Here is a 14,466-nt window from a genome sequence, read left to right as displayed (position 1 = left end):
CGAGGTCGACCGTCATCGTCTACATTGCGGCCGTGAGCGCCCAGGCCCCTTCCGCAGTCATCCTTATCCGTGCCGAGAAGTTCGTGCCGAATCCCGCGACGGCGGCCGACAACGCCTTCCAGCACGACGTGCCCCAGGGGCAGTCGGACGCGGCCACGTCGGCGCAGGCTCTGGCGGAGATGGACGCGGTGGCGCAGGCCCTGCGGAACGCCGGGGTGCGGGTGCACGTGTTCACCGACGAGGACCACGCCCGGCCCGACAGCGTCTTCCCCAACAACTGGCTGTCCACGCACCCGGGCGGCTACGTCGCGGTCTACCCGATGTATGCCTCGAACCGGCGGCACGAGCGGCGCGGCGACATCCTGGAGATGCTCAAGGCGGACTACCGGCTGCAGACGATCGTGGACTACTCCGGGCTGGAGCCGGACGGCATCTTCCTCGAGGGCACGGGGGCGATGGTGCTCGACCACGTCTCCCGGGTCGCCTACACCGCCGTCAGCCACCGCGCGGACACCCATGTGCTTGAGCGCTTCTGCAGCGACTTCAACTACGAGCCGATGCCGTTCGAGGCGGTCGACGCCGACGGGGTGCGGGTTTATCACACGAACGTGATCGCCTGCATCGGCACCGAGGTGGCGCTCATCGCGCTGGGCATGATCCCGGACGCACAGCGGCGCGAGGAGGTACGCGCCCGGCTCGCGGTCAACGGGCGCGAGGTCGTCGAGATCTCCGAGGAGCAGGTGCGCGAGTTCGCCGGCAACGCCGTGGAGCTGTGCGGGCGGACCGCGGACGGGCGCAAGCGTCATGTCATGGCGATGTCGGGTCGCGCCCGGCGCAGCTTGACGCCCGAGCAGACCGAGGCCATCGAGCGCTCCTGCGAGATCGTGGCCGTCGACATCCCGACGATCGAGCTCGCCGGAGGGTCGGTGCGGTGCATGATCGCCGGGATCCACCTCGACCCGCGCCCGCACCAGGCACCGGCACCCGGAGCGACCGCCGAGGCGATCGACGAGCACCCGGTCACCGCCGACGGTCAGGTCAACCCCGCTCCTGGTAAAGGTTCCGGCCCCACGGGCTGACGACCGTGACTGCCATGAAGACCAGCGCCCCAGCACCGATGAGGCCCGCCACGAGCGCGCACCAGAAGACGCTCAACGAGTCGGATCCCACCCGACTCACCATGAAACTGGTCCGGAACTCGTAGCGGCGGCGGACATTCTCGCGCGCGACGTGGACGAGAACTCCGGTCACGAACGCGCCGGCGCCCAGCAGGAGGGCCAAAGATGCCAGCCCCACCCCGTCCCACGACGCACCGTCCATCATTGATCGGGAGAGCGTAAAGACGACAGCCAACACACCGGCCGGAAATACCGTCGCGTAGCCGAACCCCGGGGCGCCGATCACTTCTCGGGAAGCTGCGATCGCCTCATACGTGCGCGCGTAGTGATTGAAGCTCGCGACGGCTGGGTCGCCATCGTCGAGGAGGGTGGCTTGACCACGCCAGTGGCCCGCCAGCCGGAGAGCACGAGCACCCAGGATCCCGTCCAGAGCGAAGACTGCGAGGGCGCTGGTGCCTGCACCCACCAGGCCGGAAAGAACAGCGGTCCACATCTCCCTCACCATCCTCCAACACTGCACCGGCGAGGGCGTCCAGTTGAGGGACGAATCCACATCTGTGGACAACGAGGCAGACCCGCGTGCGCAGGCGAATCGAGCTCGTGCCACAGGCCGCGACTGCAGCTACTCGCAGCTGACGTCGGGGTTCGTCGGGGAGAACACGCCTGCGGGGTTGCCCTGCCAGACCCAGGCGTGCAGCGTGTGAAAGGGCGGCGGTGGCCAGGGTCGCGGCGAGTACGCCTCCGGTGCAACAGCGCGTGAGGTTTGCCGTGGTCGAGTTCATCGATCCTTCTCCTGTCGTGAGGGGCTGTCGAGGAGACGATGTCCGGCCGGGCTTTCGACTTCCTACAGGCTGTGGCACCATGAGATAGACAGATCGGTCTATCTAGAGGAGGAGTCATGGCTCAGCGGACGTGGGATGCGGCTCGCGCGTCAGCGCGTCACCGCCTGCTGGAGGCGGCCTCGGCACGCTTCTACGCCGACGGCGTGACCGCGACCGGCGTCGACACCATCACCCGCGAGGCCGGCGTCGCGAAGATGAGCCTCTACAACAACTTCGCCTCCAAGGACGAGCTGATCGAGGCATACCTCGAGCGCCGCCACGCAGAGTGGCTAGAGCTGTATGCCTTCCGGCTGGCGACGGCGACCACGCCAACCGAGCGGGTGCTGGCTGTCTTCGACGCCTACGGCGACCACGCGGCCACGGCCTACCAGGCCGGCTTCCGCGGGTGCGGGCTGCTTAATGCCGCCGCCGAGCTGCCGTCGAACCACCCGGGACGCGCTGTGGTGCGCGCGCACAAGCAGCAGGTCGAGGAGATCCTGGCCGGCCACCTTCGGGAGATCGACACCGTCGAGGACGTCCCGAGCCTGGCCGAGCACCTGAGCTTCCTGCTCGAGGGGGCGATGGCGCGGGCCGGGCTGGAGCGGGAGCCGACCCGGCTGGCGCACGCGACGCAGCTGGCGACGCGGCTGGTGGGCGGGTGAGACCGGCGACCCCGTGGATGCCGGTCGCCGTGGTCCTCCTGGCGGCCGTGCTCTTCGGGACCACCGGCACCGCTCAGGCGCTGGGCCCCTCCGGCACGAGTCCCCTGGCGGTGGGTGCGACCCGGTTGGTCGTCGGTGGCGCCGGGCTGGTCGCCCTTCTCCCCCTCGTCGGGGGCCGATGGTCGGACGTAGGGCGACTGTGGCGGACGCGAGCCGGGCTGATGGCGGGGGCCTGCACCGCGGCATACCAGGTGTGCTTCTTCGCGGCTGTCAGCCAGACCGGGGTCGCGGTCGGCACCCTGGTGACGATCGGCAGCGGCCCCGTGCTCGCCGGGCTGCTGGCGCTGCTGCTGCTCGGCGAACGCCCCACCCGGGCCTGGGGCCTCTCCACCGGCCTGTGCCTGCTGGGCCTCGCCGTGCTCGTGGCCGGAGGCGGGACGTCGGCCCCGGTGGATTCGCTTGGCGTGCTGCTCGCGCTGCTGGCCGGGCTGGGGTATGCCGGATACACGGTCATCGCGAAACGGCAGCTGAACGCGGGTGAGGAGCCGTCAACCGTCATGGCGTCGGCGTTCGGGCTGGGCGGGGTGCTGCTGCTGCCGGTGCTCCTCACCCAGCCGCTCGGCTGGCTGGCGGCAGCCCCCGGGATCGCCCTCGCGCTCTATCTGGGACTGCTCACGACGACCGCGGCCTATCTGCTGTTCGTCCGCGGCCTGGCGCGCCTGCCCGCCGGGCCTGTGACGACGCTGATGCTCGCGGAGCCGGTGATCGCGACCGGCCTGGGCGTGCTCGTGCTCGGGGAGCGTCTCGGTGTCGTCAGCACCCTGGGTGTCGGGATGCTGCTCGCAGGGCTGGTGCTGCAGGGTGCCGCGTTGTCGGCGCGGTCAGCGGCCCGACCTCAGCGGGGCCCCTCCGTCTCGCCGTCGCCGTCGTCGTCCACCTCTTCACCGGCCCGGTCGTCCGTCTCCTGAGGCGCGGAGGGCAGATCCCGGCGCAGGGGGCCGGCTCCTTCGAGGTCCTCCAGGGTCATCCGGGCCCGGTCGAGCTCCTCGGTGTCGGCCTGTGCGCGGGCGAGGTCCTGCTCGGCCTGGACGATCTGGCTCGCGCGCGCGTCCGACTCGGGGAGCGCCTGCGCCTCGTCGAGACGCCGCTGCGCCGTGGCCACGGCGCGGGCGTGCGCCGCCTCGGCGTGCTGGACCGCCTCCCGGGCCGCCGCGACCGCCTCCACGTGCCGATCGGCAGGGGGCGGCTCCGGCTCGAGCACAGCACGGGTGACGGGAGGTGCGGGCGAGAGCTTCCTCAGCACCAGCACGACGGCCAGCACCAGGAGCGCGAGCACCAGGAGTCGGATGAGCAACGGCATACCTCCTGTGACACGAGCCTAGCGCTCGGTGGCGCGACCAGGACGTGGGATCGTGGGTCGATGGTGCGCGACGACGGAGAGTGTGGCCCGTGCAGGTGAGCATCACCGTCACTGGACGGGCCTCCCCCAGGGTGGTCTGGGCACGGTATGCGGATCCGCAGGCCTGGGCGACATGGGCGCCGCAGATCCGCCGGGTCGAGACCGAGGGTCATGGGTCCACGCCCTTGCGCGCGGGCCTCCGCGGCACCGTCACCGCGGTGCTGGGTATGCCGGTGCGCTTCACCGTCACCGAGGTGGATGCGGCGTCGGGCGCCTGGTCGTGGGTCGTCCGACCCCCGGGCGTGCGCTTGCGCCTGCACCACACGGTCGCGCCGACGAGCGACGGCGGCACGCGGGCGGGCCTGGTGATCGAGGGCCGGGCTCCCGTCGTGCTGGCCTATCGCGTCGTGGCGCAGATCGCCCTGCGCCGGCTCGTGTCGCCATGAGTGCGCAGCGCGCAGGTGCGTGCGGTGATACTGGAGCATGACCTCGACACCAGTCCTCACCCGCGCGCTGGCGTTGTACGACGCCGACTGCGGGTTCTGCACGTTGTGCTCGCGGTGGATCCCGCGACTGGGCGCCGACGTCGACGTCTCCTCGCTGCAGGCGCAGGACCTCGCCGCGTTGGGCGTGGACGAGCACCGGTCGGTCGTCGAGATGCCGGTGCTGCTCCCCGGCGGCCGGATCGCGTGGGGACACCACGCCTGGGCCGAGATCCTGCGGCGCAGCACGCCGCCGCTGCCACTGCTCGGGCAGGTGCTGGACTCCCGGCTACTCGAGGAGCCCGCGGCGGCGATCTACCACTGGGTCGCCACCCATCGGCATCGGCTTCCCGGTGGGACTGTGCAGTGCGCCCTGCCACCGCAGTGACTGTGCGCAGCTCGGGCAGACCCGTGAATACTCAGTTGTCGTACTTCTTCTCGTAGTACTCGGACCACTTGCTGTTTCCGAGGTTATAGGCCTCTGTCCAGCTCGTGTTCTTCTCGTCGTAGGCCGCCGACCAGTTGGAGTTCTTGCGCTCGTAGGCCCAGTTCCACATGGCGTTCTTGCGGTCATAGGCCCACATCCACACGGCGTTGCCCGTGTCGTAGTCGACTGCGTCCTCGCGCTTGAGCCGGTTGGCCAGATCCTGAGCCCGTCGGCCCTCCTCGGTGGCACCGTCCATGAGTCGCCGGCCGACGTCGGTGGCCTCCGTCATATTGGCCCTTCCCTCGGCGGTGATGCGGTCGAGCTCGGCCCGCCTCCAGGCGCTCCAGGCGTCCATCATCCGGGAGTACTCCTCGGTCCAGTACTCCTCCAGCTCCGCACCGGAGCCCACAGCGGTGAACTCGCCACCACCGGCCTCGGCCATGGAGCGCAGCGCCTCCTGGTCGGCGTCGCCCACCTGGAAGCCGATGACGTTGACGATGGGCTCGATTCCGGTCGCCGCGAGGTCCCCCGCGGCCTCGACCGGGTCGCCCCCGCACGATTCCAGCCCGTCGGTGACGACGTAGACGATGCCGTCGGTCGCATCGTCCGGTATGTCGTCGGCCGCGTCCTCGACGGCCATCGCCAGCGGGGTCCACCCGACCGGGCTGACCTCGGCCAGGACGTCGCCCAGCGCGTCGTCGTCGGCCTCGCCCTCGAAGACCACCTCGCTGGAGGCGCAGGACTCCTGCTTGCCTGCGTCGCTGTTGTCTCCCTCGTGACCGTAGATGCGCAGGCTGACCGTGGATCCGCTCGGGAGCTGCTCGGCGAAGTCGCCGACCGCCGCGGTGGCCTCCTCCATCCTGGTCCCGTCGGTGGCCTGCGCCGCCATCGACCCGCTGGCATCGAGGACGATCGCGAAGTGGTTGGTGCCCACCTGCTCCTCCTCGGGCTCCGGGCCATCACCCTCGGTGGGCTCGGCCGAGCCTTCGCTGAGGGAGGGGTCGAAGAGGATCGCCGCCTTGACGTCGTCGGCGTAGTCACCCTGCACCTGCGCCTGGATCGCCTCCTGCCACTCCTGCGTGGTCTCCGCCCCGCTGGCCAGCACGGCCTCGTAGGCCGCGCCCTCGTCGTAGGCGTCGCCGGCGAACGGGCCGGGCTCGTACATGAACTCCTGCTCGACGTCGGTCAGGTCGCGCGGCGCGTCCGGCCACTCGATCGGCACCAGCTGCGATGCTCCCGCCGCGGGAGGGGCCGAGGTGGCGCCCGCCTCGGGCTCAGCCGTCGACGCCGACGTCGCTGTGCTGTCTTCCGGCGCGTCCTGCGCCGCCTGCTCAGACTCTCCCTGACCGCTGCAGGCGGTCACGAGGAGCGCCGCCGTCAGGACCGCGATCGACTGACGTGTCCCCATGCTGTCTCATCCCCTTGGTATTGCGAAGCACGTGCACCCTCTCCGACGGGCGCGCCCGCACGATGGTTTCATGCTGGCGCCTCCCCCGCCATCTCCGGGAAGAGCCGCGCCCGCTCTGCCGCCACGACCTGCCGGGCCAGGTCGGCCTCGCTGATATCGAAGGCCTCCGGCGCACTCTCCGCGGTCTCGCTGACTCGGGCGAAGGTGTCGAAGGTGGAGGTCTTGGTGGCGAGCAACTCGACGATCCGCTCGTCCACGCTGTCCTCGGCCAGCAGCCGGTGGACCTGGACCGACTGCAGCTGGCCCATCCGGCGAGCCCGGGCGATGGCCTGCCACTCGGTGGTGGGCTTGAGCTGCGGCTCGCAGATGACGACGACGGAGGCAGCCTGGATGTTGAGCCCGACACCGACGGCCTGGATCTGCGCGACCAGGACGGCACCGCCCTCGGCGCGGGAGAACTCATCGACCACCCGCTGCCGCTCGGTCGGCGGCACCGATCCGGTGAGCGGCCCGAAGACCCGCCCGGGCAGCAGCGACCCGACCCGGTCGAGCACGTCGCGGAAGAAGGAGAACACGAGGACCCGGCGACCGTTGTCCTCCGCCTCCCCCACGATCTCGAGGAGGTGCGCGAGCTTGGCCGACGCCATACCCGCGTCGAACGCCGCGCGCCGCATCGCCATGAAGTTGCCGGACGCCACGGCCTCGCGGTAGGCCGACTCGTCCGCGTGGGTGAGCTCCAGCCACTCGTCCACCTCGATCAGCTCCGGCAGCTCGACGAGGACGTCCTCGGTGTTGCGGCGCAGGTAGACAGGGGCGACGCGGTGGCGGAACTCGACCGGAGAACGACCGGCACCCTCCAGCAGGTCCGGCTGCAGGTAGTCGACGAGGGTCGTGAACTCGGAGAGCCGGTTCTCCATCGGGGTGCCGGTGAGCAGCATGACGTGCTGGGTGCGCCGGATGAGAGCCGAGACCCGCCGCGAGCGCTGGGCCTCGGGGTTCTTGACGTAGTGCGCCTCGTCGACGACGAGGGCGTCGGTCTCGAAGCCGTCGAGGTCGGCCCAGACGGCGCCGAGCGTGCCGTAGGTCGTCACCGCCACTCCCCCCTCGGTCTGCCAGCGGCGCAGCTCCTGCTCCCGGGCGGGGCCGTGGAGCCGACGCGGCACGAGGTCGGTCTTGGCGTCGACCTCGCGGATCCAGTTGCTGATCACCGCGGCCGGACAGACCACGAGGAACCAGCGCGCCCCCTCCGTGGCGCGGTGGGTCAGGACGGCGAGTGCCTCGATCGTCTTGCCGAGGCCCATCTCATCGCCGATGACCACCTTGCGCTGGACGAGGGCGAAGCGTGCGCCGAAGCTCTGGTAGCCGCGCAGGGACACCCGCAGGAGAGAGGTGTCGAGCTCCTGGGCGCGGACGGCCTCGACGACGTCGTCGGGCAGGTCGCCGTAGGTGCCGGTCTCCTCCACCAGCCCCAGCTCGGAGAGCAGCGCGAAGTAGGCAGCGGGCCGGGCGGCGAAGTCGGCCCACGGGTCGGCCCGGGCGATCTGGTGCAGGGTCTCCTCGAGGCCGGTGGCCTGCGCCTGGACGTCCTCGAGCAGCTCGACCAGGGCGGCGACCGGCTGCTCCCCGAGCACGGCGAGGTGGGTTGTTCCAGGCACCATCCGGTCGGCCAGCGGCAGCACCGCCTGCGCGAGCGCCACGACGTCGGCCGCCTTGGCGCTCTGCCGCAGCACCTCCCAGGTATGCAGCCGCTCCAGCAGCCGGGACGCCTCCGGGGACCGGTCGTCGGGGTCGAGGCGGATCGGGGCGTCCTCGACGGCGAGGGTGCGCAGGGTGTGCGCCGCGCCGCGCATCCGCTGGGCGGTGACCGGCCCGACGCCGGGGATGGAGTCGAGGGTGGGGCCTCGGTCGAGGACCTGCTGGACGGTGGTGACCCCGGCCTCCGTGAGCGCGGTGATGCGCAGCCGCTCCCCGGTGGCCTCGCGCAGCCGGTCGACGGGCATCTGCGCCAACAGGTCTCGCACCGCGGTGGCGCGCACCTGCTCACCGGCGGTGACCGTCTGCGCCCGGGCCTCCTCGGACCGGGTGATCACGGTGGCCAGGCCGGGCAGGGTGTCCGGCAGCGAGGCCAGGTGGTCCACGGGGACGACCTCCTGGTGCGGGGCGGCCGGGCCCAGGTCATCGCGCAGACCCACCTCCGGGTGCAGCGCCGCGGAGGGCGGCACGGGCAGGGCGGGCTCGCGGCTCTCCGCCTCGAGCCGACCGAGCCAGGCGGGGACGCCTTCCTGCCCCCATCGCTGGTGGGCCTCGATGAGCCAGCGGGCCTCATCGACCGCTCGTCGCCTGCGGTCGGCGGAGCTGACGAACCGCCGCAGCCCCAGCAAGACCCTGGTCTCGCGCGCGGCCTCCGGTGCCCGGACGGCGAGGTCGTCCAGGAGCTGCTCCTCCCCGGGGCCCAGACCGGTCAGGGATGCTGCGGCACCGACCCGGCCGAGCAGCTCGCTGTCGTCAGGGCCGAGGGCGAGGACGGCCCAACCCGGGCCGCCACGACCGCGCCAGCGGAGCCTCACGTGCCGCGCGCGGAGGATGGCCGCCGCTCGCTCGGCGTCGGCCCGCACCGTGGCGCGGTGCTGACGGACCACGGGGGCGACGGGGCCGAGGCGCTCCGCCTCGCCGACCGACTCGCGCAGCCGCCGCCGCTCGTCCCGGCCCAGCGCCGTCATCGCGACGGCTGGGTCGCCCCGTCTTGGACAGGCAACTCGGCGAGCACCCGGGCCAGGTCGTCGATCCCGGTGGCGGTGAGCTCCGGCGGCGCCATGTGGCCCGGGTAGGCCGCGCCGCCCCGCTCGATCCACGCCGTCCGCAGACCCGCCCCGCTCGCCCCGTGCAGATCCCAGGGGTGCACGGCGACGAGCATCGCCTCACCGGGTGGGGTACGGCATACCTCCAGGGCGTGGGCGTAGGCCTCGGGGGCCGGCTTCCACCGCGCCGCGTCCTCGACCGACAACAGGTGGTCGACGCAGTCGCGCACCTCGGCGCGCTCGAGCAGTGCCTGCGCGACGGTGGGCGACCCGTTGCTCAGGGTGACCATCGGCACCCCCAGCTCGGCGATCGCCCGCAGCCCCGGCGCGACGTCGGGGTGCAGCTCCAGCTGTCCGAAGCCCGCCATGACGTGCTCCACCGCGGCGCCGAGCTCGTGCTCGGGCACCGGACCGGCGAGCATGCCGCGGAGCACGCTGCGGCCCAGGTCGGCGAAGGCGGGGTTGTCACCGGTGACGGTGAGCGCGAAGCCGTCTCGCAGCAGCGAGGCGAACCACGTGGCCGCGAGGCTGCCCGGCGCGCCGATCTGCTCGAACCGGGCGGCGAGGGGGCTCATGTCGGACCACGTCTCGTTGACGTCGAAGACGAGCAGTCGGGGGCGTAGCCGCGCCGGTGCGTCGGTCGGGGTCGCGGTGGTGTCGCTCACCCGCCCCATCGTGCCAGCACCCGCGCGAGGGTGGAGATGGAGCCGTCGTAGAGGGTGCCGCCCTTCGGAGTGCGTCCCCTCGGAAGCGGTCTCAGGGTGCGCCCGGACGCGAGCGGACGGACGATGTGGTGATGGAGCAGATTCAGTCCCATCCCATGCCGCCGATCGTCCGGTGGACCAAGCAGCTGGAGCAGACCGAGGCGCTGGACGGCCCGGTGCAGGTCATCGAGCCCAAGATCGCCTCCGTCTTCGGGTCGGGCACCGTCGGCAGCGTGCTGCGCGGCGAGTGGCTCGGCCATGCGCTGCACCCCCTGCTGACCGACCTCACGATGGGGTCCTGGACCTCGGCGACGGTCCTCGACCTCGTGGGTGGCCCGGCTGCCGCCCCGGCCGCGCAGCGCCTGGTGGGCCTCGGGCTGCTCACCGCAGCACCGACCGCCTGGTCGGGGTGGGCGGAGTGGTCGGAGACCGGCCCCCGGGACAAGCGGGTCGGGCTGGTGCACGCGGCCGGCAACGGTCTGGCCGCGACCGCCTACACCGCGTCCTGGCTGGCCCGGCGCGCCGGCCACCACCGGCTCGGTGCCGTCCTGGCGATCGGCGGGGCCGGGGCATCGGGGGCGGCGGCCTACCTCGGCGGCCACCTGGCAGTCGCCCGCGACGTCGGGAGCAAGCACCCCACCTTCGACGACCCGGCGCAGGTCGTCGCCTAGGAGCGCAACACCTTCTCCATCGGCCGGCCCTTGGCCAGCTCGTCCACGAGCTTGTCGAGGTAGCGGATGCGGCGCATGAGCGGGTCCTCCACCTCCTGCACCTTCACCCCGCAGACGGAGCCGGTGATCTGGTCGACCCGGGGGTTGAGCTCGGCGGAGTCGAAGAACTCCTCGAACGTCGACCCGTCCTGGAGGTGCCGGGTCAGCTCGGCGTCGTCGAAGCCCGTCAGCCACTCGATCACCTCGCGCACCTCGGCCTCGCTGCGTCCCTTGCGCTCGACCTTGGTGACGTAGTGCGGGTAGACCGAGGCGACGCTGGTCGTGAAGATGCGGTGCATAGGTCGATACCTCAGTGGGCGGCGCGGCCGGCGCCGGGGTCGTGGTCGTCCTGCCTCACGAGGTCAATGTAGTCCTGGGGTCCGACATCTGTCGCCGACTTCGGGGTGCGCTGCGCGAGCCGCCGGGAGACGATGGCCGCAGCACCCATGCGCCTACCGAGGGCGCGCGCCCCGGGAAGGGAGCACCCATGGCCTGGCACGACGTCGTCGTCGTCGGTGGCGGCAACGCGGGCATCGCGGTGGCGGCGCGGCTGCGGCGGATCGGCGCCCGCGACGTCGCCGTGGTCTGCGACGACCGGCCGCACCTCTTCCGCCCGCTGCTCAACTACGTCGCCGGCGGCCAGGCCTCGTTGGGCGAGCTGACCCGGGAGACGGGGTCCGTCATACCGTCCGGGTGCACGTGGATTCGCCAACGCGCCGTGGCCGTGCACCCCGAGGACCGCGAGGTGGAGCTGGCGGGCGGTGATCGGGTCGGCTACGGCGACCTCGTGCTGGCGCCGGGGCTCGAGGAGGACCTCGACGCGGTCCCCGGGCTGGCCGAGGCCATGTCCGCAGGCTGGGCGGTCACCGCGCACCTGGAGTCGCAGGCGACGGCACTGTGGACGGCGATCGACGGTATGTCGCGCGGCCGGGTCGTCTTCGCCCTCCCGCCGGAGCCCTCGCCGTGCGGCGGAACCGGCCTGAAGCCGCTCTTCCTGGCCGCCGACCTCTGGCGCGAGCGCGGCGTGCTCCCGGCCCTCGACATCCACCTGGTGACGCCCTACTCCGACGTGCTCGACGTGCCCTTCGTCGACCCCGAGCTCCGCGTCCGGCTGGAGCGCCTGGGGGTGAGTGTGCACCGCGGCACCACCGTCGCGGCCGTGGACCACCTGGCCCAGACGCTCACCCTCGGTGACAAGACCGGGACCGTGCTGAAAGAGGTGTCCCTCGCCGCCGTGGTGCCTCCGTACCGTGGCGCCGCCTGGCTCGAGTCGCTGGCCTCGGAGCGCTCTGCCGGGCAGATCGACGTCGACCCCGAGACGCTGGCGCACCGGTCCGCACCGCGGGTGTGGAGTCTGGGCGACGCGGCCGCGCTGGCCACGCGGCCGTCCGGGGGCGCCCTGCGACGTCAGGTCGAGGTGCTCGCCGACAACATCCGGGCGGCCAGGCTCGGAGAGCCGCTGCGTCGCTACGACGGCTACACGATCATCCCGATCACCGTGGACCGCCGCCGGCTGCTGCTCGCCGAGTTCGACCGGGCGGGTCGGCCGGCGCCGACGACCCGCGTCGTGGACCTGACGAAGCCGTCCCGCGCGTTGTGGGCCTTCGACCGCTACGTCGAGCCGGTCATCTACTTCCGCGCCCTGCTGCGGGGTCGCTCGATCCCGTGATGCCGGGCCGCTGCGGCCGGTCGTCCTCCAGCGCGCCGATGACCTGGTCGAGCAGCGACCGCAGGGTCCGCCCCTGCTCCTCGGTCATGTCCATCCCCTCGGCCAGCCGGGCGGGCACGTCCGCGACCTCGTCGCGCAGCGCCCACCCGCGGTCGGTCACCGAGACCAGGACCCGTCGCTCGTCCCTGGTGTCGCGCACCCGCCGGACGAGACCGGACGTCTCCATCCGCTTGAGCAGCGGGGTGAGGGTGCCGGAGTCGAGGTGCAGCCGGGAGCCGAGGTCGCGCACGCTCGGCGGCTCGCCACCGGTGATGGCCGCAACGGCCACGTCGAGTCCAGCGACGGCATCCTGTCCGCCGACGTCCGCGCACCCAAGGAGATGGGCGGCGCCGGGGGCGCCACCAACCCCGAGCAGCTCTTCGCCGCCGGGTATGCCGCCTGCTTCCACTCCGCCTTGCGTAGTGTCGCCAAGCGTGCTGGAGCAGACGTGACCGACTCCGAAGTCGTGGCGGATGTCTCCATCGGCCCGAACGGTGACGGTGGCTTCGGCCTGGCCGTCGGTCTGGAGGTCACGCTCCCTCAGGTCGAGCGCGCGGAGGCCGAGACGCTCGTCGAGCAGGCCCACCAGGTGTGCCCCTACTCCAACGCCACCCGGGGCAACATCGAGGTCACCCTCACCGTCGCCTGACCTCAGTCCTCCTCGGTGGCGCTCTGCCGGCCTCGGCCGGAGCTCGCGTCGTCGCCCTCAGGGTTGTGGTCGTCCTCGGCCGTGGCGTCGTCGGCACCGGTGTCGTTGGTGTCCGGGGTCTCGGGCACGGCGTCGGCGCCACCGCGGATCGTCTCGTCGTTGAGGGAGCCAGAGCCACCCTCGGAGAGGGTGCCGCCCTGGTCGGAGTTGTCGGTCATGGCCCCAAATCTACGCGTTGTGCTGGTGCTGTCCTGTCAAGGCCGAACTATCGACCGATGACGCAGCCCAGTGGCCCGGCCCCTGTGGGGTCGGGTGCGGGGGCGGGGTCGTCGCAGTCTCCACCTCACCCCGGTGCTGTCGACGTACCTGACCGCGAGCTCAGCGTGTCGGCCGCGAGGCCGACGCCCAGCTCGGTCTGGGAGGAGAAGTCCGTGTGCATGGGCTGCATGAACTGTCGCGGCGTGCGCGTGGGTCGGCGCCCTCAGGGTGGCGAGGACACCTCAGCACCGGGTCAGTACGCGGACCAGCTCGCGACGGCTGCTGACCCCCACCTTGGTGAAGATCGACTTCAGGTGGTCCTGCACGGTGTAGGCGCTGATGGACAGGCTGGCAGCGATGGTCGCCGTGCTGGCGCCCTCCACCACCTGCCGCGCGACGACCCGTTCGCGCTCGGTGACGTCATACAGGTCCAGCGCGAGGTCGAGGGTATGCCTCATGTCCGCAGGCTCGAAGGTGACAGCCATCCGCGCCGGACCGGGGCCACCGCGCAGCTCCGCGGCGCTGACCAGCAACCACCGGCCGGCGGACGTGCGGACCCGGGCCGAGGGCAGGACGTCATAGCCCTCGCTCCGCAGCCGGCACGCCTCAGCCACCATCCGGACCAGCACAGGCCCGTGCTGGCCCGGACCGCAGCGGAGCTCGTCGAGGTATGCCGCGGCCCTGGCGGTCGACTCCCACAGCTGCCCCTCGGGGCCCAGCACCACGACGGCAGCGCCTGACTCTGCGAGGTCGCATCCCCGAGCGGGCCCGCGGGCCGCCGCGGCGCGGACGCCAGCAGCGAGCAGGTCCTCGACGGAGGAGAGTAGCGCGGCTTCGTCCGGGGTGAAGCCCGACCTCCCCGGGGCGCGGTAGAAGCCGCAGGCGGCCACGAGACCCCCGCCGGAGCGGACGACCGACCGCATCTCGTGCTCGAGGTCGAAGTGCGGCGCGAGCAGCTCGCTCACCCGCAGACTGCGCTGCGGGTCGCGTCCGACATGATCGGCGAGGACACCGACACCGTCGGTGCTGCGGGCCAAGGACAGCAGGCTGATCGGGTCAGCCTGGGTGAGCTCGAGGCGGATGAACAGCTCGTCCTGGGAGTCGTCGATCCCGGAGCGGACGGTGTGGGTGAGCATCCCGCTCTGCGGGTCCATCAGAGAGAAGACCGAGGCGTCGACCGGCACCGCCCGCGAGAGCGCCTCGCCGGCGGCCGCCGCGAAGTCCGCCCACGTCAGCTCGTCCGAGGCATACCCCGCGAGCTGGCGCCGCACGAGATTCGGGCTCGCTCTGGGCATCCGGGCCATGCCTCAGCCTACTGAGAC

The 14,466-nt window shown here is 72.1% G+C and carries 18 protein-coding genes; 8 read left to right on the top strand and 10 right to left on the bottom strand.

From position 1 onward, the window contains the following. Window positions 1–32 precede the first annotated feature (32 nt). The gene (gene ctlX, locus AC5PYY_RS11045; RefSeq protein WP_493896864.1) at window positions 33–1,079 is read left to right on the top strand and encodes a citrulline utilization hydrolase CtlX; all 1,047 of its coding nucleotides are present in this window, start codon (window positions 33–35) and stop codon (window positions 1,077–1,079) included. Here the strand turns inward: ctlX and AC5PYY_RS11040 are convergent. After that, window positions 1,039–1,611, bottom strand: coding sequence for a hypothetical protein (locus tag AC5PYY_RS11040; RefSeq protein ID WP_493896863.1), 573 nt, complete (start codon window positions 1,609–1,611; stop codon window positions 1,039–1,041). The two genes, ctlX and AC5PYY_RS11040, sit on opposite strands and share 41 nt — an antisense overlap. A gap of 405 nt (window positions 1,612–2,016) precedes the next feature. On the opposite strand from AC5PYY_RS11040, the gene AC5PYY_RS11035 reads away from it, so the two are divergent. Together AC5PYY_RS11035 and AC5PYY_RS11030 are read left to right on the top strand one after the other, a co-directional pair. Then, on the top strand, window positions 2,017–2,601 hold the full coding sequence (locus AC5PYY_RS11035; protein WP_493896862.1) for a TetR/AcrR family transcriptional regulator: 585 nt from the start codon (window positions 2,017–2,019) through the stop codon (window positions 2,599–2,601). Continuing rightward, window positions 2,598–3,569 carry a DMT family transporter gene (locus AC5PYY_RS11030; protein WP_493896861.1) on the top strand — a complete coding sequence of 324 codons (972 nt, stop codon included), beginning with the start codon at window positions 2,598–2,600 and terminating at the stop codon, window positions 3,567–3,569. The genes AC5PYY_RS11035 and AC5PYY_RS11030 overlap by 4 nt, the downstream gene beginning before the upstream one ends. On the opposite strand, the gene AC5PYY_RS11025 is transcribed toward AC5PYY_RS11030, so the two are convergent. Further along, complete coding sequence (locus AC5PYY_RS11025; protein WP_493896860.1) at window positions 3,497–3,961, bottom strand: hypothetical protein; 465 nt, start codon at window positions 3,959–3,961, stop codon at window positions 3,497–3,499. The two genes, AC5PYY_RS11030 and AC5PYY_RS11025, sit on opposite strands and share 73 nt — an antisense overlap. Before the next feature lie 89 nt (window positions 3,962–4,050). On the opposite strand from AC5PYY_RS11025, the gene AC5PYY_RS11020 reads away from it, so the two are divergent. After that, window positions 4,051–4,446, top strand: a complete 396-nt coding sequence (locus AC5PYY_RS11020) for an SRPBCC family protein (protein ID WP_493896859.1) — start codon at window positions 4,051–4,053, stop codon at window positions 4,444–4,446. A gap of 37 nt (window positions 4,447–4,483) precedes the next feature. Continuing rightward, window positions 4,484–4,870, top strand: a complete 387-nt coding sequence (locus AC5PYY_RS11015; protein ID WP_493896858.1) for a thiol-disulfide oxidoreductase DCC family protein — start codon at window positions 4,484–4,486, stop codon at window positions 4,868–4,870. A 31-nt stretch (window positions 4,871–4,901) separates the two neighbouring features. Here the strand turns inward: AC5PYY_RS11015 and AC5PYY_RS11010 are convergent, their stop codons facing one another. From AC5PYY_RS11010 to AC5PYY_RS11000, 3 genes are all read right to left on the bottom strand, one after another. Then, on the bottom strand, window positions 4,902–6,317 hold the full coding sequence (locus AC5PYY_RS11010) for a vWA domain-containing protein (RefSeq protein ID WP_493896857.1): 1,416 nt from the start codon (window positions 6,315–6,317) through the stop codon (window positions 4,902–4,904). A 68-nt stretch (window positions 6,318–6,385) separates the two neighbouring features. Then, a complete protein-coding gene (locus AC5PYY_RS11005; protein WP_493896856.1) occupies window positions 6,386–9,037 on the bottom strand; it encodes a DEAD/DEAH box helicase in 2,652 nt (883 codons plus the stop codon). After that, window positions 9,034–9,780 (bottom strand): haloacid dehalogenase type II, encoded by a 747-nt coding sequence (locus AC5PYY_RS11000; protein ID WP_493896855.1) that lies wholly within the window; start codon window positions 9,778–9,780, stop codon window positions 9,034–9,036. The genes AC5PYY_RS11005 and AC5PYY_RS11000 overlap by 4 nt, the downstream gene beginning before the upstream one ends. A 131-nt stretch (window positions 9,781–9,911) precedes the next feature. On the opposite strand from AC5PYY_RS11000, the gene AC5PYY_RS10995 reads away from it, so the two are divergent. Continuing rightward, entirely contained in the window at window positions 9,912–10,490 is a 579-nt protein-coding gene (locus AC5PYY_RS10995; protein WP_493896854.1) for a DUF2231 domain-containing protein, read from the top strand. Here the strand turns inward: AC5PYY_RS10995 and AC5PYY_RS10990 are convergent. Together AC5PYY_RS10990 and AC5PYY_RS10985 are read right to left on the bottom strand one after the other, a co-directional pair. Further along, a complete protein-coding gene (locus AC5PYY_RS10990; protein WP_493896853.1) occupies window positions 10,487–10,828 on the bottom strand; it encodes a DUF2200 domain-containing protein in 342 nt (113 codons plus the stop codon). The two genes, AC5PYY_RS10995 and AC5PYY_RS10990, sit on opposite strands and share 4 nt — an antisense overlap. An 11-nt stretch (window positions 10,829–10,839) precedes the next feature. Beyond that, on the bottom strand, window positions 10,840–10,977 hold the full coding sequence (locus AC5PYY_RS10985) for a hypothetical protein (protein ID WP_493896852.1): 138 nt from the start codon (window positions 10,975–10,977) through the stop codon (window positions 10,840–10,842). 39 nt (window positions 10,978–11,016) lie between these two features. Here AC5PYY_RS10985 and AC5PYY_RS10980 point away from each other — a divergent pair, with 39 nt between their 5' ends. Next, window positions 11,017–12,198 (top strand): NAD(P)/FAD-dependent oxidoreductase, encoded by a 1,182-nt coding sequence (locus AC5PYY_RS10980; protein ID WP_493896851.1) that lies wholly within the window; start codon window positions 11,017–11,019, stop codon window positions 12,196–12,198. On the opposite strand, the gene AC5PYY_RS10975 is transcribed toward AC5PYY_RS10980, so the two are convergent. Continuing rightward, complete coding sequence (locus tag AC5PYY_RS10975) at window positions 12,155–12,487, bottom strand: MarR family winged helix-turn-helix transcriptional regulator (protein WP_493896850.1); 333 nt, start codon at window positions 12,485–12,487, stop codon at window positions 12,155–12,157. The genes AC5PYY_RS10980 and AC5PYY_RS10975 overlap by 44 nt on opposite strands. On the opposite strand from AC5PYY_RS10975, the gene AC5PYY_RS10970 reads away from it, so the two are divergent. Next, window positions 12,461–12,886: an organic hydroperoxide resistance protein gene (locus AC5PYY_RS10970; RefSeq protein ID WP_493896849.1), complete on the top strand. Its 426-nt coding sequence runs from the start codon at window positions 12,461–12,463 to the stop codon at window positions 12,884–12,886. The two genes, AC5PYY_RS10975 and AC5PYY_RS10970, sit on opposite strands and share 27 nt — an antisense overlap. Before the next feature lie 2 nt (window positions 12,887–12,888). Here AC5PYY_RS10970 and AC5PYY_RS10965 read toward each other — a convergent pair whose 3' ends face one another. Continuing rightward, on the bottom strand, window positions 12,889–13,104 hold the full coding sequence (locus AC5PYY_RS10965) for a hypothetical protein (RefSeq protein ID WP_493896848.1): 216 nt from the start codon (window positions 13,102–13,104) through the stop codon (window positions 12,889–12,891). Between the two features lie 282 nt (window positions 13,105–13,386). Beyond that, window positions 13,387–14,439, bottom strand: coding sequence for a helix-turn-helix domain-containing protein (locus AC5PYY_RS10960; RefSeq protein ID WP_493896847.1), 1,053 nt, complete (start codon window positions 14,437–14,439; stop codon window positions 13,387–13,389). Window positions 14,440–14,466 lie beyond the last annotated feature (27 nt).

This window comes from Serinicoccus sp. JS2-9, from assembly GCF_059025165.1.
This window is presented reverse-complemented; position numbering and strand designations above follow the sequence as displayed.

Excerpts from the sequence above, each read along its gene's own strand:
- AC5PYY_RS11040 (WP_493896863.1), bottom strand. The coding sequence starts at position 1,611 with ATGTGGACCGCTGTTCTTTCCGGCCTGGTGGGTGCAGGCACCAGCGCC.
- AC5PYY_RS11035 (WP_493896862.1), top strand. The coding sequence starts at position 2,017 with ATGGCTCAGCGGACGTGGGATGCGGCTCGCGCGTCAGCGCGTCACCGC.
- AC5PYY_RS11025 (WP_493896860.1), bottom strand. The coding sequence starts at position 3,961 with ATGCCGTTGCTCATCCGACTCCTGGTGCTCGCGCTCCTGGTGCTGGCC.
- AC5PYY_RS11015 (WP_493896858.1), top strand. The coding sequence starts at position 4,484 with ATGACCTCGACACCAGTCCTCACCCGCGCGCTGGCGTTGTACGACGCC.
- AC5PYY_RS11010 (WP_493896857.1), bottom strand. The coding sequence starts at position 6,317 with ATGGGGACACGTCAGTCGATCGCGGTCCTGACGGCGGCGCTCCTCGTG.
- AC5PYY_RS11005 (WP_493896856.1), bottom strand. The coding sequence starts at position 9,037 with ATGACGGCGCTGGGCCGGGACGAGCGGCGGCGGCTGCGCGAGTCGGTC.
- AC5PYY_RS10995 (WP_493896854.1), top strand. The coding sequence starts at position 9,912 with ATGGAGCAGATTCAGTCCCATCCCATGCCGCCGATCGTCCGGTGGACC.
- AC5PYY_RS10990 (WP_493896853.1), bottom strand. The coding sequence starts at position 10,828 with ATGCACCGCATCTTCACGACCAGCGTCGCCTCGGTCTACCCGCACTAC.
- AC5PYY_RS10985 (WP_493896852.1), bottom strand. The coding sequence starts at position 10,977 with ATGGGTGCTGCGGCCATCGTCTCCCGGCGGCTCGCGCAGCGCACCCCG.
- AC5PYY_RS10980 (WP_493896851.1), top strand. The coding sequence starts at position 11,017 with ATGGCCTGGCACGACGTCGTCGTCGTCGGTGGCGGCAACGCGGGCATC.
- AC5PYY_RS10965 (WP_493896848.1), bottom strand. The coding sequence starts at position 13,104 with ATGACCGACAACTCCGACCAGGGCGGCACCCTCTCCGAGGGTGGCTCT.
- AC5PYY_RS10960 (WP_493896847.1), bottom strand. The coding sequence starts at position 14,439 with ATGCCCAGAGCGAGCCCGAATCTCGTGCGGCGCCAGCTCGCGGGGTAT.